21 protein-coding genes are annotated in these 19,743 nt (G+C 56.7%); 7 read left to right on the forward strand and 14 right to left on the reverse strand.

Annotation, left to right across the window (positions count from 1 at the left end; genetic code table 11):
* Nucleotides 1–34 precede the first annotated feature (34 nt).
* Nucleotides 35–214: a hypothetical protein gene (locus HZS80_RS10395; protein WP_035558915.1), complete on the forward strand. Its 180-nt coding sequence runs from the start codon at nt 35–37 to the stop codon at nt 212–214.
* Entirely contained in the window at nt 214–1,689 is a 1,476-nt protein-coding gene (locus tag HZS80_RS10400) for an FAD-dependent oxidoreductase (RefSeq protein ID WP_035558917.1), read from the forward strand. Before HZS80_RS10395 ends, HZS80_RS10400 begins: the two co-directional genes overlap by 1 nt.
* Here HZS80_RS10400 and apaG read toward each other — a convergent pair.
* From apaG to HZS80_RS10425, 5 genes are read right to left on the reverse strand one after another with little or no spacing between them, the layout of a single operon-like run.
* Complete coding sequence (apaG, locus tag HZS80_RS10405; protein WP_008956340.1) at nt 1,658–2,035, reverse strand: Co2+/Mg2+ efflux protein ApaG; 378 nt, start codon at nt 2,033–2,035, stop codon at nt 1,658–1,660. The two genes, HZS80_RS10400 and apaG, sit on opposite strands and share 32 nt — an antisense overlap.
* Nucleotides 2,032–2,859 carry a 16S rRNA (adenine(1518)-N(6)/adenine(1519)-N(6))-dimethyltransferase RsmA gene (gene rsmA / locus HZS80_RS10410; protein WP_035558921.1) on the reverse strand — a complete coding sequence of 276 codons (828 nt, stop codon included), beginning with the start codon at nt 2,857–2,859 and terminating at the stop codon, nt 2,032–2,034. Before rsmA ends, apaG begins: the two co-directional genes overlap by 4 nt.
* A 53-nt stretch (nt 2,860–2,912) precedes the next feature.
* Entirely contained in the window at nt 2,913–3,977 is a 1,065-nt protein-coding gene (gene pdxA, locus HZS80_RS10415; protein ID WP_179916040.1) for a 4-hydroxythreonine-4-phosphate dehydrogenase PdxA, read from the reverse strand.
* On the reverse strand, nt 3,977–5,002 hold the full coding sequence (locus HZS80_RS10420) for a peptidylprolyl isomerase (protein ID WP_179916041.1): 1,026 nt from the start codon (nt 5,000–5,002) through the stop codon (nt 3,977–3,979). Before HZS80_RS10420 ends, pdxA begins: the two co-directional genes overlap by 1 nt.
* Nucleotides 5,003–5,041: 39 nt before the next feature.
* Nucleotides 5,042–7,492 (reverse strand): LPS-assembly protein LptD, encoded by a 2,451-nt coding sequence (locus HZS80_RS10425; protein ID WP_179916042.1) that lies wholly within the window; start codon nt 7,490–7,492, stop codon nt 5,042–5,044.
* Between the two features lie 70 nt (nt 7,493–7,562).
* On the opposite strand from HZS80_RS10425, the gene HZS80_RS10430 reads away from it, so the two are divergent.
* The 5 genes from HZS80_RS10430 (at nt 7,563) to speD (ending at nt 11,240) form a co-directional block, all read left to right on the forward strand.
* Entirely contained in the window at nt 7,563–8,573 is a 1,011-nt protein-coding gene (locus HZS80_RS10430) for an aminoglycoside phosphotransferase family protein (RefSeq protein ID WP_035558931.1), read from the forward strand.
* Entirely contained in the window at nt 8,570–9,250 is a 681-nt protein-coding gene (gene murU, locus HZS80_RS10435) for an N-acetylmuramate alpha-1-phosphate uridylyltransferase MurU (protein ID WP_035558933.1), read from the forward strand. The genes HZS80_RS10430 and murU overlap by 4 nt, the downstream gene beginning before the upstream one ends.
* Before the next feature lie 3 nt (nt 9,251–9,253).
* Nucleotides 9,254–9,664, forward strand: coding sequence for a gamma-glutamylcyclotransferase family protein (locus HZS80_RS10440; RefSeq protein WP_179916043.1), 411 nt, complete (start codon nt 9,254–9,256; stop codon nt 9,662–9,664).
* A 102-nt stretch (nt 9,665–9,766) separates the two neighbouring features.
* Entirely contained in the window at nt 9,767–10,186 is a 420-nt protein-coding gene (locus tag HZS80_RS10445; protein WP_179916044.1) for an OsmC family protein, read from the forward strand.
* Between the two features lie 259 nt (nt 10,187–10,445).
* Complete coding sequence (gene speD, locus HZS80_RS10450; RefSeq protein WP_035558939.1) at nt 10,446–11,240, forward strand: adenosylmethionine decarboxylase; 795 nt, start codon at nt 10,446–10,448, stop codon at nt 11,238–11,240.
* 62 nt (nt 11,241–11,302) lie between these two features.
* Here the strand turns inward: speD and lpxL are convergent, their stop codons facing one another.
* The 9 genes from lpxL to ispF all read right to left on the reverse strand — a co-directional run bounded on the left by lpxL (nt 11,303) and on the right by ispF (nt 19,741).
* Complete coding sequence (gene lpxL / locus HZS80_RS10455) at nt 11,303–12,217, reverse strand: LpxL/LpxP family Kdo(2)-lipid IV(A) lauroyl/palmitoleoyl acyltransferase (protein WP_035558944.1); 915 nt, start codon at nt 12,215–12,217, stop codon at nt 11,303–11,305.
* A gap of 12 nt (nt 12,218–12,229) precedes the next feature.
* Entirely contained in the window at nt 12,230–13,330 is a 1,101-nt protein-coding gene (alr, locus tag HZS80_RS10460; RefSeq protein ID WP_179916045.1) for an alanine racemase, read from the reverse strand.
* A gap of 144 nt (nt 13,331–13,474) precedes the next feature.
* Complete coding sequence (gene rpoS, locus HZS80_RS10465) at nt 13,475–14,449, reverse strand: RNA polymerase sigma factor RpoS (protein ID WP_035558949.1); 975 nt, start codon at nt 14,447–14,449, stop codon at nt 13,475–13,477.
* A 165-nt stretch (nt 14,450–14,614) separates the two neighbouring features.
* Nucleotides 14,615–15,682 (reverse strand): peptidoglycan DD-metalloendopeptidase family protein, encoded by a 1,068-nt coding sequence (locus tag HZS80_RS10470; RefSeq protein WP_035558953.1) that lies wholly within the window; start codon nt 15,680–15,682, stop codon nt 14,615–14,617.
* Between the two features lie 7 nt (nt 15,683–15,689).
* Nucleotides 15,690–16,649, reverse strand: coding sequence for a DUF368 domain-containing protein (locus tag HZS80_RS10475; protein WP_035558956.1), 960 nt, complete (start codon nt 16,647–16,649; stop codon nt 15,690–15,692).
* A complete protein-coding gene (locus HZS80_RS10480) occupies nt 16,646–17,323 on the reverse strand; it encodes a protein-L-isoaspartate(D-aspartate) O-methyltransferase (RefSeq protein WP_035558959.1) in 678 nt (225 codons plus the stop codon). The genes HZS80_RS10475 and HZS80_RS10480 overlap by 4 nt, the downstream gene beginning before the upstream one ends.
* Nucleotides 17,310–18,056 carry a 5'/3'-nucleotidase SurE gene (gene surE / locus HZS80_RS10485; protein WP_008956324.1) on the reverse strand — a complete coding sequence of 249 codons (747 nt, stop codon included), beginning with the start codon at nt 18,054–18,056 and terminating at the stop codon, nt 17,310–17,312. The genes HZS80_RS10480 and surE overlap by 14 nt, the downstream gene beginning before the upstream one ends.
* 169 nt (nt 18,057–18,225) lie before the next feature.
* Nucleotides 18,226–19,260: a tRNA pseudouridine(13) synthase TruD gene (gene truD, locus HZS80_RS10490; RefSeq protein WP_035558961.1), complete on the reverse strand. Its 1,035-nt coding sequence runs from the start codon at nt 19,258–19,260 to the stop codon at nt 18,226–18,228.
* On the reverse strand, nt 19,253–19,741 hold the full coding sequence (gene ispF / locus HZS80_RS10495) for a 2-C-methyl-D-erythritol 2,4-cyclodiphosphate synthase (RefSeq protein ID WP_035558964.1): 489 nt from the start codon (nt 19,739–19,741) through the stop codon (nt 19,253–19,255). Before ispF ends, truD begins: the two co-directional genes overlap by 8 nt.
* Nucleotides 19,742–19,743 lie beyond the last annotated feature (2 nt).

The raw sequence follows: 19,743 nt of genomic DNA on the forward strand, positions 1-19,743 counted from the left end.
CCTGGTAATAACTGTTAAGGAAAACGATACGCCTATGGCAATGGATCACTCTCGACGCAGCCTGCTGCGAGTTGCAACACTGGCGGGCCTTGGTGCCCTCATACTTCCCGGCACAGCGCTTCTTCCTGCCGCACGTGCCACTGCTACCAAGCTTGGCCCGCCCCCCGTTGCGGTGACGGTTAATGGCTGGCTACTGAACAGCAGTGACCGCTGATGTATATCGCCTTTGAGGATATCAACGAACACAGCAACGCCTGGGATGTCTGCATTATCGGCGCGGGTGCGGCGGGCATTTCCATGGCCGTTACCCTAGCGGAGCGAGGCCACCGGGTACTGCTCTGTGAAGGTGGCGATGCGGACTACAGCGAACGCTCCCAGGAGTGCTACCGGGGCGACGTCGTCGGCGACCCCTATATTCCCCTGTATGGCGCTCGGCTGCGCCATTTGGGTGGGTCGACCAACCACTGGGGCGGCATTTGTCGCCCTTTGGATCGCTACGACTTCAATGCCAAAGCCGTCGCCAGCGAAACGGCCTGGCCTATAGGCCGCGATGCGCTGGTTCCTTACTACAGCGCGGCCGTTACTATGCTCGGTCTGGAACCTACGCCAGCCGATCATGTGGTCCCTGAAGCGGGGCTAAAACGCATCTATTTTTCGCTGGGTCACCCCACACGCATGAAAGAGAAGTATGCCGCTACGTTGAGCGATTCGACCACTCTGACGTGCTGCCTAACAGCCAACTTGGTGGCACTGGAAACCCAGGCTGGCAAAGTCACCAGCGCCACTTTTAGCAATTACCGGGGCGACTACCGCAAGGTTCAGGCGCGCTACTTTGTACTGGCCTGCGGCGGCATCGAAAACTCGCGCCTGCTGCTGTGGTGCAACCAACAACTAGATGGCCAGCTAATCCCCCAAGCCGACACCCTGGGACGCTACTGGATGGAGCACCCCCACGCCACAGTGGGGAAGGCGCTCATTTTTGAGCCTGCGGCACTGGGTCTGGACGAGGATTACAACGTTTTCCTCTCCCCCACTGCTCGCTCCTTGCGCTCACGACAAATACTCAATTGTGGGCTGCGCTTGCACCGCATGAACGCTGAAGCTACCCAGGAACTGATTGACGAGCTCGCAGAACAGGCACCCGCGCTGGTGGGTCGGCTGCGTATCTGGCAGGCCCAAGGTCGGGTGGTGCACGGCGCGTTTCTAAGAGCCGCCTGGGAGCAGGAACCTCGCTATGACAACCGTATTGAGCTAAGCGATGAGCTGGATAAACTGGGAGTGCCACGTAGCCGGCTGGTGTGGCGGCAATCTGAGCTGGATCGCCACACCATTCGCGAGAGCATGCTACTGCTGGGTGAATACCTGCGTGATAACGAGGTGGGCAGGCTACAGATGGCTGATTGGCTTGCCGATACGCCGGTGCAACTGCCCACGGAAGGCGAACTTGCTGGACGTCACCACATGGGCGGCACGCGCATGAGCCTTGTTGCCGAGACGGGTATCGTTAACCCCGACTGCCGTCTATTTGCCCAGGAAAATTGCTACTTGGCGGGCTCCAGCGTTTTTGCTAGCGCAGGGCACGCCAACCCCACGTTAACGCTGGTACAGCTGGCCTTGCGACTTTGCGATCATCTGGAGAGTAGGTTAGCGCAAAACGCTAGTGAAGCTGGAGCGGCACCGCCAGCCTGAACGGTGTGATAGCCACTTCAAACGCGCGTTGCGTGGAAGTGTCCAGCAACGTATAGGCGCCCTCCATGACCCCCACCGGCGTTTGCAGAATGGCACGGCTGGTATAGCGAAAGCTCTGGCCAGGGCCAATCAGTGGCTGCTGCCCGACGACGCCTTTGCCGCGCACTTCCTGGCACTCGCCGCTGCCCTGGGTGATTTTCCAGTAGCGCGCCATGAGCTGCACGCTATGGGGGCTTTGATTGTGGACGGTGATGGTATAGCTGAAGACGTAACGCGACTCCGCATCATTGGACTCATCGGCACGGTAGCTAGGCGCAACGTTTACCTCGATAGTTAGACCACTCACGCTTGGCTGCCCCGCTCACTGCTCGCCTGTTCATCGGCGGCGACTCGATTGGCAATCGCCACGTATTCGGCGACCGTCAGTGTTTGCGGACGGCGGATAGGATCAATACCCAACTCTTCAAGGATTTCAGGACTCACGCGCCCTTTAAAGTTATTGCGCAGCGTTTTGCGCCGCTGGCCAAACGCGAGCTTCACCAACTCAAACAGCAGCGTGGGGTCTTCTGCAGTATGAGGCAGGGTCGCATGAGGCGTTAAGCGCACGATGGCCGACTCAACCTTGGGCTGCGGCACAAAGGCTTCCGGCGGCACAATAAATAGCTGCTCGACACTACAGTAGTACTGCGCCATAACCGACAGACGCCCCCAGTCGGCACCGCCCGGTTCAGCAGCCAAGCGCTCAACGACTTCTTTTTGCAGCATGAAGTGCATATCCTCTATCGCACTTCCTGCAGCCAGCAGGTGAATTATCAGCGGCGTGGAGATGTTGTAGGGCAGGTTGCCCACCACACGCAGCGCAGGTCCATCGCCTTTCAGCGCGGCAAAATCAAACTTCAGCGCATCGCCTTCATGTATCACAAAGTCGGGGTAGTTAAAAAACTGCACTCGCAGGCCAGGGATCAGATCGCGGTCGAGTTCAATTACCTCCAGATGTCCCGCCGCTTCCAGCAGCGGCTCGGTTAGTGCGCCCTGCCCTGGGCCAATTTCGACAAGGCGATCCGTCGAGCGCGGGCCAACGGCACGAACGATCCGCGAAATAATGCCAAGGTCGCGCAAAAAGTTCTGACCAAAGCGTTTACGAGCGCGGTGTTGGGGCACAGTAGACATCAAACGGTGTTCCTTGGAGTGCGGATTCAATCGGGAGTATTTCGCAGCAAATGCTAGACAGTAGCAGACAACCGCTGGGTAGCTAGACGGCGTGCAAGGGCGATAGCGACTTTCAGGCTGCCGGGGTCTGCCACGCCTTTGCCAGCCAGATCCAACGCGGTGCCATGGTCGACCGAAGTGCGTACCAATGGCAAGCCCAGGGTAATATTGGCGGCCTGACCAAAGCCTGCATATTTTAACACTGCCAAGCCCTGGTCATGGTACATCGCCAGCACCGCATCGACACCGGCCAAGTGACGCGGGGTAAATAGCGTGTCGGCGGGCAACGGACCAAGGATATCCCTTCCCTCAGCACGAAGAGCATCAAGCGCGGGAATAATAATATCCAGCTCTTCGTGGCCCAGGTGGCCATCTTCACCGGCATGCGGGTTTAAGCCACACACGGCAATGCGCGGTTTTGCAATCCCGAACTGGCAATGCAAATCAGCCTCCAGTAAGCGACTAATCCGAGTAACCCGCTCAAAGGTGATAGCGTCGGCGACGTTGCGCAGAGGCAAGTGGGTGGTCACCAGAGCAACACGTAAATCGCCACTACCCTGCCAGCTTGGCGATGCCGCATGTAGCGCCGCGTCGGTGGCCAGCATCATCACGACGTCATCAACGCCACAGGCATCACGCAGCCATTCGGTATGGCCGGTAAAGCCTGGGTGACCGCCGTCAATAATTACGCCTTTGTGCAGTGGTGCGGTCACCATGGCAGCGGCAAGGCCGCGTTGACAAGCATCGACCGCCATTGCCAGTGTGGCAAGTACGTAATCGGCGTTGGCTGGATTAAGCACACCTGGCGAGGTAGGGGCATTAAGAGCGACGGACCAAACAGGTAAGGCATTGTCGCCACTTGGGCACTCACCCACCGAACACTCTACCACCGTAACATCCAGCCCCAGCGCAATTGCGCGCTGGCGCAGCATTTGCGGATCGCCAATGGCCACGGTATTCGGAGGCAGAAGCCCCCGGGCTGCCAGCATTAACGTTAGTTCAGGGCCGATGCCCGCTGGCTCGCCGGTGGTGACGACCACCGGCAGCGCGCTATCAGCCCTTGAAGTACCAGCTACCATTAGAGACGAACATCAACAAAAGCCTGTGAGCGAATCTCTTGCTGCCAGGTTTCAAGCTCTTCATTGGCACGGCGTTGGAAGATTGCTTGGCGCACCTGCTCGCGCTGGCTCTCCTGAGTAACGTTCTGACGACGACGCTCTTCTACCTCAATCACGTGGTAGCCAAACTGAGAGCGCACCGGTTGTGATATCTGGTTAACGCCTAGGTCACGCATTGCTTCCTCAAACGCTGGAACGGTTTGCCCTGGGCGCACCCAGCCAAGCTCTCCCCCGTTGAGTGCCGTACCGCTGTCATCGCTATACTCGCGCGCTACAGAGGCAAAATCATCACCTTGAGACAAGCGCTGACGCACTTCTTCGGCTCGGGCACGCGCCTGATTTTCATCCCGGTTAGGCGTCAGCTCGATTAATACGTGGCGGGCCCGCGTCTCTTCAATGAAGTTCTGCTCGCCGGTCTGCCCCTGCTGCTGGTCTAAAAAGCGCTCAACGTCACGATCACTAACCGTCACACGATTACTGATTTGGCGCTGCTGCACCTGACGCATCAGCATTTCGCGGCGAATATCTTCGCGCACGCTCGCCAGCGTCATGCCGTCAGCTTCCACCGCATCAGCAAACTCATCCAGCGTCATGCCGTTGGATTCGGCAATCGCTCGCACCTGACCGTTTAGCTCGGTATCATCAATAGTCAGACTGGCATCTTCCGCCATCTGTAGTTGAATCTCTTCCATCACCATGCGCTCAAGCACCTGTCGCTCCAACTGGGAGCGCGGGGGAAGGTTACCGCCTTGGGCCTGCGCCTGCTGCTCGACTTTCGCCATACGATCGTCTAGTTCGCTGCGCATAATCACATCGTTATTGACCACGGCCACCACACTATCCAGCGCCTGACGCTGAGTGGACTGGAAGTTCTGCGCCTGGAGCGCCAGCGGGGCCAACGCAAAGCTAGCGCCAACGCAGAGGGCGAGTAGGCTACCAGCAGAAAGCTGCTTCATTCGGCCTAGCAAGGGCTGTCTCATTTTCATTACAAACGTCTCTTTCATTAGCCATTCTATGGAAGTCATTTACAGGGCAGTCGGACGATAGCCAGGAATGGTCTGTTCAAAATAGCTGTCCGCATTCTGGCCAATGCCACCTAAGCCACGGAACACGAAGCGCAAAAATAGCCCACGATCATTAAAGTCATCATCAATGCGGGCAGTATCATCGTCATCGACCCATTCACGCCAGACAAGCTGCAGGCCATAACAGCAGTTGTTCCACTGTACGCCTGCCAGCTGCTCAAGCGAGCGGTCATTGGTTTGATCGTGAAGGTAGCGACCGATCAAATCAATGCTAGTACTGGCTTTCCAGGCAAACGACAGATCCCACTCTTCACGGTTATAGTCGCGAAAGCCATCATCGCCCTGCAACACGCTCGGGTCGAACCCTTCGATCTCCCAACGGTAGCCAAGGTTCACTACGTGCCCTTCGGGATGGCGATAACGTACATCAACGCTTGAGCGTTCAGTGCGATCACGATGATCATCGTAGAGCCATTCGTAGCCACTACTCCAGCGATCATTAATTTGCCAATCAAGGCGGGTCACTAGTGGTGAGCGATCCCGGGTGGCCTGATAGTAGCTTTCAGGATTAACGTTGGGGTTTTCTTCCGGCCGATCTGGCAGCGTATCCGCATCGCCTTCGCTATCGATTCGGCGATCATCAAAGTAAACACTCTGCCCAACCCCAAACGAGAGTCGATCACGACCGGACGCATCCTCAAGCAGGCGCGACTGCACGCCATAAGAGATCCGGTTGAGATCACCCACTCGGTCAGCGCCGGAAAAGCGCTGGGCGGACCAGAGCTGATCCCAGGAAAACGCACGTTCGCGGCTGTCAAAGTCCGGCAGCTCAGTTTGATCGGTACGTGGCACGTAGGCATAGTTCAGACGCGGCTCTAAGGTTTGGCGATACTCGCGCCCGCCGAGGGCAAGCTCGCGCTCAAAGATCAAGCCACTATCGACCGAGGTTAGCGCAATGCTGCGGCTGGGTGAGTCACCCCGCTCCGTTTCACGCTCGCCATAATCCAGCTCATAGGCGGTGTTCCACAGTTCAGTACGCGGTTCTAAATAGCCCCAGGGCCGTTCAAAGCGCCAGCCAACAACAGGCGTGAGGTGCAATCGGCTACCGGTGGCCGCCTCACGCTCCGGCACACGACGTTCATCCACATCGCGCCAGAAATAGGTCGCGTTAGAACGCCACTGTGTATAGAGGCCGTTGTCGAACTGCCAGTTCGCATTGGCGCTCAGGCTCGGCAGTTGATAAAAGGGTTTATCGCTATCGCTAAGTGGATCTTCCAAACGCTGGAAACCCTGGGCCCGGGCGTCTAATTGCCAGCGTTGGCCGCGGTAATCGACCTGGGCCAAGCGCTCCATGCTGGCGCGATCATTTTCGCCGAACTCGCCGCCAAAGTCATCAAAATAGCGCCCGTCACTGGCTGCACCATAGCGCAGCCGGTAATTGCTACGCTCGTTTACCCGCCCTGCATGGCGGGCATCCACATACCAACGATCCTCGCCTTCAAAGCGATTTTCTCCACCGCCGGAGCCGCCGTTATCGCTATTTAAATAGCCGCCTTCGACGATGCCTGAACTTTCCTCAAGCAGATAGCGGTACTCACCGTTCATCAGCAAACCGTGGTCGCTCATCCAGCGTGGCGTAATGGTCGCATCGTGGTTAGCGGCGATATTCCAATAAAACGGCTGGGCGTAATCAAAACCATCCGATGAAAAACCTATCGATGGGGAGAGCAGACCAGTGTGACGACGATCGTCAATGGGAAAACGTAGCCATGGCCAGTAAAACACCGGCACATCTTTTACGTGTAAACGCGCATGACGCGCCGTACCGTAACCTTCGGCCTGATACAGACGAATATCGCTACTGACCAGTTCCCAGCTATTGGCGCCCGGGTCACAGGTCGTGAAGCTGGCGTCCTGCAGACGATACTCGCCCTCTGCCGTCTGCTCTAACTGATTTGCCTGACCGCGCAAGTGCTGGTCGTAAAGCACATAATGGCTATTCCCCAACGTCGCACGGTCTTCGTTTAGCCTGAGCATGGCCTGCTCGCCGCGCACCAGCGCACGCCCATCGCGTATGGCGATATTGCCTTCGGCGTCAACCTGCTGGCGGTCGGCGGGTAAAAAGACACGCTCCGCTTCCACTTCTTCATTGCCGCGACGCAGCACCACATCACCACGCAGCAGTGCCTCGCCGTCGGCGGCGTAATCGACGTCGCTGGCCTCAAGCGAGAGGGTTTCCGGGTTCTCTTCTGCGGGTAAGCGGTAGCTGGGCATGACGTAGCGCCCACGGCACAATTGATTGGCCGCTTCCTCTTCTCCCCAGGCTTGCCAATCTAACGCTTCCGCAGGCATGTCTTGGTCTTGAGCCACCGCCGTAAACGAGGCGCCAGCAAGCAAACTGCTCATCAGCGTATGCGCAACCGGCAACGTGCGCGAAAATCGCTTGCCCATGTTCGTTATCCTTGGCATCCAGAATCGGTATTATACAGCCCGCATGATGCCCGACCAGCAAGGAGCTTGCATGTCCTCTTATCGGATTAACGCCCTCACCACGTGGGCTGCCCAGCAAAACGGCCTTTCCCAGGCCGATATTACGCTTTCATCCGCCGTGGGCGATGCGAGCTTTCGGCGTTATTTTCGCCTTACGTTACCTGACGGCGCCACCCAGGTGGTGATGGATGCCCCGCCTGAACAGGAGGATTCCCACCCTTTTGTGACCATCGCCAAGCGTTGGCACAGCGCAGGGCTAGCGGTACCCAAGGTGCACGCCGCTAATTTGGCGGACGGTTTTCTGTTGCTTGATGACCTGGGCAACACACCGCTACAGGATATGTTTACCGATGACGCTACCACACAGACGTACCATGCGCAGGCACTAACGCTGGTCGCCGAGCTGCAAAACCGCGCCAACCCCGAATCACTGCCCGCTTATGACTCGGCGCTGCTGGGCCGGGAGCTCGACCTGTTTCCTGAATGGTGCTTGGGTGCCTGGCTGAAGCTATCGCCACCCGAAAGCTGGCAACCCTTGCGCGAGCAGCTTATTCAGCAAGCATTGGCTCAGCCGGTGGTCACTGTGCACCGTGATTTTGATGCTATGAACCTGATGATACACGATCAGCGCCTGTTCATGATCGACTTCCAGGACGCGGTGGCGGGCCCGCTAAGCTACGATGTGATCTCGCTGCTTCGGGGCCGCTACTGCCGCTTTAGCGATGAGCAGTTTAGCGACTTCGTCGACGCATTTTATCAGCAGGCCCGCCGCGATGGCCGCCTTCCCGGCCGGGTCGATTTTGCCACCTTCCTGACCCAGTGCCACGCCATGGCCGCTCAGCGCTCGCTGAAAGTGCTGGGCATATTTTGCCGTTTAACGCTGCGCGATCAAAAAAGTGGCTATCTTGAGCGCTTGCCGCACTTTTTGGATCATCTGGAGGATAGTCTTTCGTGCCTGACCGAGCAGGCTGAGTTCGCTGAGTGGGTCAAACTCACCTTTCGCCCCGCCCTCATGAAGCGACTAACGGAAATGCCGCAATGAAAGCAATGATCCTAGCCGCGGGGCTCGGCAAGCGGATGCGTCCGCTTACAGACCACTGCCCCAAGCCGCTGCTGCCGGTGGCGGGTAAACCGCTCATCGTGCATCACCTGGAGCGGCTTCGCGAGGCGGGCATTGATGACGTCGTCATCAACGTTAGCTACCGTGCCGAGCAGATTATTGATGCCCTCGGCGGCGGCGATGACTATGGGCTGCGCATTCACTGGAGTCGAGAAACAGCGCCACTGGAAACGGGAGGCGGCATTCAGCAAGCCCTGCCGATGTTGGGTGAAGCGCCATTTCTACTCATCAACGGCGATGTCTGGTGCGAAACGCTGCCCCACCCGCAAGCGCTGCGCGGCGACGACTTGGTCCACCTGGTGCTGGTAGACAACCCACTTCACCATCCCGACGGCGATTTTGGGCTAGCGGGTGGGCGTGTCAATCAAACCAGTAATGAGCGCTTGACCTATGCGGGCATCAGTGTGATTCACCCTGGGCTGCTCGCCGGGCAACCTCAAGGCGCCTTTGCATTAGCACCACTGCTCAGGGCCGCCATTGATAACCAACGGGTGAGCGGTGAACGTTATACCGGACACTGGGTCGATGTGGGCACGCCTGAACGGCTGGCGGCGCTGGAAAGCCAGCTTCAATTGCAACGACAGCGCGGGAAAGAGTAGCTGATGCATCCGGACTATTTACATGCGGCAATCGCTGATACGCCACGGGTAGCGGTCTACGGCACGCTGAAGCAGGGTTTCAACAACGCCCACTGGTTAAGCGGCGCCAGAAGATTGGGTAGCGATACCACCCGCGCCCTCACACTCTACGATATCGGCCCCTACCCTGGCGCCAAGTGGCAAGCGTCCAAAGGCGTCATTATAGAGATTTATGAGATTAGCATTGACCAGCTGGCCCAGCTAGACCGGCTGGAGGGCTACCGTATCGACGCCCCTGCGCAGGGCGAGTATGACCGCCAGCAAATAGCCACCCATTTTGGTCGTGCCTGGGTCTATCTTTACAATCCAGGAGTAGCGGGTAAGCGAGCCATTTGCGAAGGCGGCTGGGAGATGCCCTACACTGGCCATGATTAATAATGCCGGTGATAAACAACAGAAGCGTTGAGAAGAGGCGCGCAGGCCAAGAAATGTTATGCTGCGCGACTTACCTTTCGTCGCCTAGATGAGGAGAGCCGCGTGAAAGCACGGGTAAAATGGACAGAAGGCCGTCAATTTGTGGCGGAATCCGGTAGCGGGCACAGCGTTGTCATCGACGGCCCGCCCGACCACGGTGGCCGTAATACAGGGCCCCGCCCAATGGAAATGCTGTTGATGGGCATGGGCAGTTGCACCGCTTTTGACATCTTGAACATTCTCGATAAAGCGCGTGCCGATGTCACCGACTGCGTTGCGGAACTTGACGCCGAACGCGCTGATGAAGTCCCCGCCGTCTTTACCAAGATCCACGTTCATTTCGTGGTGACCGGGCATGCATTGAAAGAGAAGCAGGTTCAACGCGCCGTTGAACTCTCCGCTGAAAAGTACTGCAGTGCGTCGATCATGTTGGTTAATGGCGGCGTAGAGATCACTCACTCTTTTGAGATTATCGAGGCTTGAGCGGCTGTTTGTACGTGCAGCGCTTGGCTCTCTCGGCTAGCGCCGCTGCTTACCCAACCGCGGTGGCAAAAAAAGTAGTTCAGTCGGATGCAAGCAAACGCCTTGACGGGCATAATACGCCCGCTTGTTTTACCTTCACCTGTGCTGTCGCCACCCTGCTTTATCGAGTGGGGTTACACCGCAGCGATGGTGGCAACGTCTTATCGGTTCCGGCGCTGGCTCGTCGGGGTGTCTTCACCTGCCATAAGGAGGCTCGGACATGACAGATAATCTCCGACTCCACGGGTTTAACAACCTGACAAGCTCTTTGAGCTTCAACATTTACGACATTTGTTACGCCAAAACCGAAGAGCAGCGTGCGGCTTATATCGACTATATCGATGAGCTCTACAACGCCGAACGCTTGACGCAGATTCTGAAAGACGTCACCAACATTATCGGCGCTCATGTGCTGAATATCGCCCGCCAGGACTATGAGCCCCACGGCGCAAGCGTGACGATCCTGATCGCTGAGCATGAGCTGGATGACGCCGCGCCTGAGCAGATTAAGCCGGGCCCCGGCCCACTGCCAGAGACGGTGGTTGGGCACTTAGATAAGAGTCACGTTACGGTGCATAGCTACCCTGAGTCGCACCCTGACAACGGCATCAGCACCTTCCGTCTGGACATTGATGTCTCGACCTGTGGTCATATCAGCCCGCTTAAAGCGCTGAATTACCTGATCCACAGCTTCGACTCCGACATCGTCACCATGGATTATCGAGTACGCGGCTTTACCCGTGACGTAGACGGCAAGAAGCTGTTTATCGATCACGGCATTACCTCCATCCAAGACTACCTTGCTGAAGATACCAAGCATGCGTATCAGATGATGGATGTAAACGTGTATCAGGAAAACATGTTCCATACCAAGATGCTGCTCAAAGATTTCGAGCTGGAAAATTATCTGTTCGGTACGTCACGGCGCGATATTACCTTTGAAGAAGCGCGTGACATTGAGAGCCGTTTGCGTAAAGAGATGCTGGAGATTTTCTACTCCCGCAATTTGGATTAAGCGTCGCCTCTGAATGCCAAAAGCCAGCTCACACTGGCTTTTTTTGTGGCGCTTATGTGGGATCAATAAACGCTGGACTCGCCTTCGGGACGGGTCTTAAAGCGTCTATGCAGCCACAAATATTGCTCCGGGTGCTTGCGAATGGCCTGCTCAATAAATTGATTGACCTTGGTCGCATCGGCAACCTCGTCATTGCTCGGAAACCCTTCTAACGCTGGCAGGCTTTCGATGGTGTACGTCGCATTATCGGGGTTGCGGTGAAACATCATCGGCACCACCGGCGCGCCGGTCATACGCGCAAGCTTGGCCGTTAAGCGAATCGTCGCAGCCTGCTGACCAAACAGCGGTGCAAACACACTGACATCGCGACCAAAATCCTGATCCGGCGAGTACCAAACCATCCGGCCTGCCTTAAGCTGCCGTACAGCCCCACGCAGATCGTAACGGTCAATCGCGACCCCAAAGTTGCGTCCACGAGCGCGGGTCATAAAGCGCTCAAACAGCGGGTTGTTATGCGGGCGATAGACCGCATCAGCAGAGAAAAATAGCGCGTGTAAAGCGCCGCCTAAATCGAGCGACGAGAAGTGAACACCGATAATGATCACCCCTTTGCCTCTCGACTGAGCGCGGGCCATATGCTCTTCACCAATATAAGCAACCCGGTGGCGTAAGCTTTCGCCATTTCGACACCAGCCCGTCGCGGTTTCGACGAGACCAATGCCATTAGCGATGAATGACTCTTTGACGAGTTGCCGCTGTTGTTCGGCGCTCTTTTCGGGAAAGCACAGCGCTATATTGGTGTCGGTAATGCGCCGCCGCCGCTTGGCAAAGCGCCATGCGAGCAACCCAAGCCCTTTGCCAATGCTCATTTTTAACCGCCAGGGCAGCCAGGCGGCAACATACATAGCGCCAATCCCGAGCCAAGTGGGCCAGTAACGCGGGTGGGCAAACGAACGTGGATAACGTGATTTTGACATAAAAACAACCGTTTAATCAGAGCGCCCATGATAAAGCCGAGGCGCCCGGGGCAGTACCCCCGTCAGCAGGGTATAGCTGATCGTATCGCAGTAACGGGCCACTTCATCCACCGGCAGTACTTCGCCGTTGCTGGCGCTACCCCATAATACGACCTCGCTACCAATGCCGGCATCGGGCACGTCTGTTACATCCACCGTGAGCATATCCATCGAGACTTTACCGGCAATCGCGCAGCGTTGGCCGTTTACCAGCACTGGCGTACCATCGCGGGCGTGGCGGTCGTAGCCGTCACCGTAACCGCAGGCAACCACGGCAATGCGTGAACGCCGCGGCGCACGCCAGCGCCCGCTGTAGCCCACGGGCTCGCCCTCTTCTAGCTCCCGCAGGGCGATAATTTCAGAGCGCAGGGTCATCACTGGCTTCAGTTGCCGGGTGATGTTATTGGCGACTTCTAACGGGTCGCTGCCGTAGAGCATGACGCCTGGCCGGTTCCAGTCACCATGCGCCACCGGCCACGCCAGGGTCGCCGGTGAATTGGCCAGGCATAGTGGCGCTTCTAGCTCACTGGCCAGCCCCTGGAGCCGTGCCATTTGCTGATTGAAATAGCGGCTATCCTGAGCATCGGCAGTGGCAAAATGGCTCATCAGGTGCAGCGAAGCCACACTCGGCGCAGCAAGAAGCTGGCGCCAGATGGCAGCGGCCTCTTCAATGGCAAAGCCCAGGCGGTGCATGCCGGAGTCGACTTTTAACCATACCGGGATGGGCTGGCGTGGCGCGGCCGCCAACAGTGCATCAACCTGCCACTGGCTATGCACCGCGATCCAGAAACCGTGGGTGTCCACCAGCGCCAGCTCATCAGCACTGAAGATGCCTTCAAGCAGCACGATAGGTGTCGTAATGCCACCTTGACGCAACGCGAGAGCCTCTTCGATACAGGCGACGGCAAACGCAGGAGCATGGGCCTCCAGCGCCTGAGCGCACGCTAGCGCGCCATGGCCGTAAGCATCAGCTTTGATAACGGCCACTGAGCGGCTTTGTGGCGCACAGCGGCACGCCAATTGATAGTTGTGACGCAGCGCGTCCAGATCAATATCGGCCACAAGGGGGCGCATAGGTTTTCTCACTTACCTGATTCAGCAATAAATGCTTATTAACAAAAAATGTCAGCGATAAAAAACCGAGCAAGCACCTATAGGTACTTGCTCGGCTTAGAGGGAAGGCGCGTTTAATAATCACCTTTGTTGCGCTTCAAACACTTAAGTTTCAAACAAAGCTTCTAACGAGAGACCCTGTTTTTCCAGCGAACGACGCAGCTTTTTCAGCGCTTCGACTTGAATCTGACGTACCCGCTCACGGGTCAAACCAATTTCGGCACCGACTTCTTCAAGAGTGGCGGATTCGTGACCCCGTAAGCCAAAGCGGCGCACGACAACTTCACGCTGTTTTTCGCTCAGTTCATCAAGCCATAGATCAACGTGCTCTTTGACATCGCCATCCACCAAACGCGCTTCAGGCCCTTGCACCTCATCGTCGGTCAACGTATCAATCAGCGGCTTATCGCTCTCACCGCCCATCGGGTAATCGACCGACGATACGCGCTCATTGAGGCCGAGCATCTTTTTGACCACCTCGACCGGTTTGTCCAAGTGCTCGGCGATCTCTTCAGCAGTGGCCTCATGGTCAAACTTCTGGGTCAATTCGCGCGCTGCGCGCAGGTAGATATTGAGCTCTTTGACCACATGAATCGGCAAACGGATCGTCCGCGTTTGATTCATCAACGCACGCTCAATGGTTTGTCGAATCCACCAAGTGGCATACGTTGAAAAACGAAACCCCCGTTCGGGGTCAAACTTTTCAACGGCGCGGATCAAGCCCAAATTACCCTCTTCGATCAAATCCAGCAGCGTTAAGCCGCGGTTAAGGTAGCGGCGGGCAATCTTTACCACTAGCCGTAAATTGGACTCAATCATTCGTGAGCGCCCCAGCGGGTCGCCCTTACGCGCTAAGCGGCCGTAATATACTTCCTCTTCTGGCGTTAATAGTGGCGAAAAGCCGATTTCGTTGAGGTAGATTTGCGTTGCATCCAAGCTTTGGGTCGATTGTCGATCCTCACGCCCTAGCGCTTTTTCAAAAGCATCTTCTTCTACCGCAATATCATCATCGGTATTATCAAGTGCCTCCTCAGCAGCCTCCAGGTCAACCTCCTGTAGATCTTTCTCCAACATACTCATGGCCTTACCCCCGTGTTTCGCCTACCCGCCATTTAGAAAGTCAAAGGGGTGTGCTCTAAGGCGCACACCATATTATTATGTGACAATTGTTATATGACGCTCGAATACAGCGATTCGGGCAACTTCCAAGTTAAACGCTGGCCTCTCACGCTACCGGTGAGTGCATTAGCGGGAAGGCAGAAAGTCCATGGGATCTTGAGGCTGGCCATCACGGCGAACCTCGAAGTGCAATCGGACATTTTCTGCATCGCTATCCCCCATCGTCGCAATCACTTCACCAGCTTCTACCACGTCATTTTCACTGACCCGCAAGCTGTCGTTATGCGCATACGCACTCAGGAATTGGTCGTTGTGCTTGAGAAGGATGAGGTTGCCATAACCCCTGACGCCGCTGCCCGCATAAACCACAATACCAGGGCCAGCCGCTTTAACAGGTTGCCCCTTTTCACCGGTGATATCAATCCCGGCAGTGATGCTATCGCCTTGTCCAAACTCCCCAACGACGTTGCCATCGGTCGGCCACTGCCAATTAATCGTTTCAGCGGGCGTATAGGTACGCGAAGAGCGGTCAACGCTGGCACTTTGTGTAGCAGGTGCAGCTGCAGGCTCGGGTTCTGATACTGGCTGCGGTTCAGGTTCTGACGCTGGCTCAGGTTCAGGCTGAGCGGCTGGCTCAGGTTCGGCAGCTGCGACCTCTTCAGGCTCAGGCGTGGAGGCAGAGGTATTGCTGCTAGGCGAAGAATCAGCCACTTGTTCCGCAGCCTCTACGGCATCACGTTCAGCGGTTAGGCGCTGGTTACGTTGAATCGCGGATTCGTCGGGCAACAGCCAGTCGAGTTCCTGGTCATCACTCGCAACAGAGGCTGCTTGCGGGTTCAGTCCGGTCGCCACGGCGCCGCTGCTACTAGTGTTATTAGCAGCTGGCTGGCTACTGGTGGCTGATGACGTTGAGGCGCCTTCGCGCAGGGCAATGGTTTGCCCTGGCCGAATTTGGTACGGCGCATCAATATTGTTCATTGCCGCCAACTGGCGATAATCCAAATTGTGCTGCCATGCAATGCCATACAGCGTGTCGCCCGCTTTAACGGTGTACTGGGGTGAGTTTTCCACCGCTTGGCGTGCTTGGCTTAAATCACGCACTTGAGGGCTTCCGCCTTGTTGGCTGGCACAGCCAGCAATTGTTAATGCCAGCGCCGACATCATCAGTACTTTAAGACTATAACCTTTACGCATATAAACCTTACTCCTTTTCAGCGCCAAGCTTGGTATCGATTGGCCGACGATCCGCGTGCCGGTTGAGCAACACAACAATTAGTGCCCCCAAGGCCATTAGCGCGACAACGCCAGCTACTTGTGCCGAGGCACCGGTCAATACGGCATAGTCAGCGGGCAACAAATAACGGTGCTCCAAAGGGATCATTTGTCCTTCTGGCCCTATTTGATAGCGTAACAGTTCACGCCATGGCCAGAGAACCGGTAACGAGCCGACAATAAACCCCAGCAGCAGTTGCATGGTCGAGGTGTGGTGGCGCCGTAGCAGCCAGGACAATAACCGTGAAAACAACGCTAAACCAACCATACAGCCCATTCCAAACAGAATAATAATGCCCAGATCAAAGCTGCGAATTGCCCCCATGATGGTGCCGTAGAGTCCCATTGTCAGCAATAGAAAGCTGCCTGACACCCCTGGCAGTAGCATGGCGCTAATGGCAATGCAGCCTGCCACCATCACTACCAGCGCCTCGTTGCCCAGCAGCAGCACCAGCGGCATCATGCCTGGTAACGCTTGGGCTAGCACTAACCCCACCAATAACGGCAGCAGATACCATAGCTTCCAGCCGCTACTTGCCTGCCCGACTACCAGTGCGGAGGCCGCTACAAGGCCAAAAAAGAACCCGTCTAACAGCAGTGGATGCGCCTCCATCAACCACAGGGCTAAATGCGCAACGCTAAATAGACTAACCGCAACACCCGCCAATAGCGGCACCAGAAAGGCTAGGTTCAAATGGAGACTCAGGGCTTTCCAACCACCTTGACGCCATACACCAATCGCACTTGGGCCAAACTGCTTGATGGTGTTAATCAGCTCTTCATAAATACCGCTAATAAACGCAATGGTACCTCCCGACACACCGGGTACCGCATCGGCGGCGCCCATCCCTGCGCCACGTAAAAATATTCCCAAGGGTTGCCGCTTCAATCCACTACTCCTTGTAGTAAAGGTACAAAACGTACGGGCTCAAGCCGCCGTTTTTCAAAAGCACTGCCGATGCGCTTTACCTGAGTAAGCCACTGGCTGCCATCGGGATCTTCCAAGGGGGCGATCAGCACCCCGTTGTCACTCAATTGCTCTAGTAGCGATGAGGGCAGTGTATGAGCGCAGGCGGTTAGCAAAATAACATCAAACGGTGCCACTTCAGGCCAACCATAGCCTCCATCCGCCACTGCTAGCGTGGCGGGGGCCGTAAGCCGCCGTAACCGCTCGGCCGCACGCTCGTGCAGTGCACCAATGCGCTCAATGGAGTAGAGCTCTTCTACCAAGCGCGACAATATTAACGTTTGATAACCAGACCCGGTGCCCAGTTCCAATACCTGGCGTGGCCTGGCGCGCAGCACAAGCTCGGTCATCCGCGCCACAATGAACGGCTGCGATAACGTTTGGCCAAAGCCAATCGGTAAGGCGGTATCTTCATAGGCGCGATGCGCCAGCGCCTCATCCACAAACAAATGGCGCGGTTCACTGGCCATGACCTCCAGCACGCGGGCATCGTTGATGCCTTGGCGCATAAGGCGCTCGACCATTCGGTCACGGGTACGCTGGGAGGTCATGCCACGACCGCGCAGCTCAGCAGGGGAGATATTAGGCAAAAACATCCAACCAATCCTGCACATCGTTAAGCGCGGGGTGGCGCGTCAGGTCTGTTTGTAACGGTGTAATCGACACAAAGCCCGCTTCAACAGCGGCAAAATCGGTATCTTCACCATCATCGGCATTGGCTGCTACCGGCGCAATCCAATAGCGGGTACGTCCTCGCGGGTCTTTTACCGGCAACGGTTTTTCAGCTGGCCCGCGGTAGCCCAGGCGGGTAACTTTAACGCCTTTGATCTCTTCCCAGGGTACATCAGGGACATTGACGTTCAGCAGTGTACGCGGCGGTAGCGAGAGTTGATCCGCGGCGCCAATCAACGTGGCGGCCACTCTTCCGGCGGTAGCGAAATGGCGCTCGCCGCATAGCGACATGGCAATCGCGGTCATGCCCAGGTTGCGCCCTTCCATCGCCGCCGCAACGGTGCCGGAATAGAGCACATCGTCGCCCAGGTTACTGCCGTGATTAATCCCTGAGATCACTAAATCAGGCTTTTCATCCCATACACCGTGAACGCCTAAATAGACGCAGTCGGCAGGGGTACCATCAACGCTATAAAAACCGTTATCAAGCGCCGTTAATGAGAGCGGCCGTGACAAGGTAAGCGAATTACTGGCACCGCTGCGGTCTCGGTCAGGCGCCACCACGCGCATATTGGCGTGCGACAGCAGCGCATCATGTAGCGCACGCAACCCAGGCGCGTAAACACCGTCATCATTTGAAAGCAGTAGTCGCCGCATTGTGGCTCTCCCTTTTTATATGCACAAGAGTCATTAGCGTCAGCGTCATAAGCACAAAGCATAAACGCGAAAGGTGACAACTCCTATCCATCACTTTTAGTAAACTTTTTAACGCCTTATAGCTATTCTGACGACTTATAACCGTTCTGACGACTGACGTAGCTCACCGCTATCCACTTATTTCTATCAGCTCACCAAGCACAGCGGTAGCAAAGCTACCGCGAGACAACGCAAACGAAAGCCGTACGGCGCCTGCTTCCCAATCAAGCTGTGGTTCCAGTAGCCGCATCCGCAGCGCACGGCGTGCCTGCTTAACCCCGCTGCGCTCCAGGCCACTACACAAGCCGGGATACTGCTGCTGCAAATACGCTTCATAGCTAGCCGCGTCACCCTGACCGGGTTCGCCAACGCCCCAGAGCACACCCGTTGGATGCACATCCAGCGCCATGGCGCGGGCCTGAAGCGTCGCATCGGTGGCGTCGATATGAAACACGCTTTGCGTGCCGTCCAGCATTAAGGTGTCGCCCGCCAGGGGTTGCGTCCAAGTGCCATCCGCAATGCGAGTGCTAAGCAGTTCGTTAAACAAAAAGCTGCGTGCGGTAGAAAGCATCATACCTTGACGGTCGTCCCGTTTACGCCAACCTCTGTTAAGTAGTGCTTCTGCGCGCTGTAGATTATGCCCTTCGTGACCAAAGCGCTGGGGGCCGAAATAGTTGGGCACACCGGACTGGCAAAGCGCTTCCCAGCGGCTGATAAAGTCGTCGCTTGCTATGGCCTCACCGCTCAGGCGTAAGACAAATCGATTAGTGCGGTGAACCCCGCGCTTAAGCTTACGCGGGTGGCGCGCCTGCTCAACCACCGTGATGCCCTGGGCATTAAGCGACTGCTCTAAGTCAAGCGGCGCATCGCGCCCTGGCAGATGCACGCTCAGCCACTGGCGGGTCACGGCAATGCGATCCTTCATCCCGGAGTAACCAATATCACGGGGCGTTACGTCACAAAGCCGACTTAATAACTTAGCCACTTCTAACGTGGATTGGTTGCGTTTTTCAACCCGCAACCACAGGTGCTCCCCGTGCGCCTCGGGAGTAAAATCAAGCTGCTCGTCAACCCAGAAGTCTTCCGGCTGAGCACGGTAATGACCGGCTTTAGGCGGGCCGAACAGAGGGTCTAAGCTGCGCTGCCATATAGGCATATTAATCATTAAGCGCCTCTGCACGGTCTAGCAGCACCACTGCCTCAGCAGCAATACCCTCACCGCGCCCGGTAAAGCCCAGCCGCTCGGTAGTGGTGGCTTTAACGTTAACGTGGCTAAGCGCGACGCCTAAGTCAGCGGCAATGATGGCCCGCATTGCATCAATATGAGGCGCCATTTTAGGCGCTTGCGCCATTAGCGTGGCGTCCAGATTGACCACGCCATAGCCCTGGCCCTGAACAAGAGCGACCACATGGCGCAACAATTCGCGGCTATCAGCCCCCGCCCACGTTGGGTCGGTATCGGGAAAATGACGGCCAATATCGCCCAGCGCACAGGCACCTAACAGCGCATCGCTCACCGCGTGCAGCAACACATCGCCGTCGGAGTGAGCCACGAAGCCATGGTCAAACGGTAGCTTAACGCCACCGATCATCAGGTGATCGCCGGGGCCGAAACGGTGGACATCGAATCCGTGGCCAATACGCATTA

Origin of the sequence: Vreelandella glaciei (assembly GCF_013415125.1) — a bacterium.
Classification (GTDB): Bacteria; Pseudomonadota; Gammaproteobacteria; order Pseudomonadales; family Halomonadaceae; genus Vreelandella; species Vreelandella glaciei.